The organism is Bacillus siamensis KCTC 13613 (genome assembly GCF_000262045.1).
GTDB lineage: Bacteria > Bacillota > Bacilli > Bacillales > Bacillaceae > Bacillus > Bacillus siamensis.
Genome location: NZ_AJVF01000027.1, coordinates 1 through 256, shown reverse-complemented (window position 1 = coordinate 256; position 256 = coordinate 1). Strand labels below are relative to the sequence as shown.

At 59.8% G+C, this 256-nt stretch carries 1 protein-coding gene; it reads left to right on the top strand.

What is annotated here, in order from left to right:
• The coding region (locus Y79_RS01000000120025; protein WP_032864780.1) for an AMP-binding enzyme at window positions 1–256 on the top strand (256 nt) is incomplete at both ends.

Below are 256 nucleotides of genomic sequence, written 5' to 3'. Positions count from 1 at the left end.
ATACATCGGCCGCATCGACCAGCAGGTCAAAGTGCGCGGCTACCGGATCGAGCTTTCAGAAATTGAAGTCCGCCTCGCGCAGCTTGCGGACGTTCATGACGCGGCGGTGACGGCGGTGGAAGACAAAGCGGGCAATACCGCGCTTTGCGCCTATGTCGCACCTCAGCAGGATGATATCGAAGCGCTCAAAGCCGCGCTGAAAGACACGCTTCCGGACTACATGGTGCCGGCGTTCTGGGTGGAGATGGACGAGCTT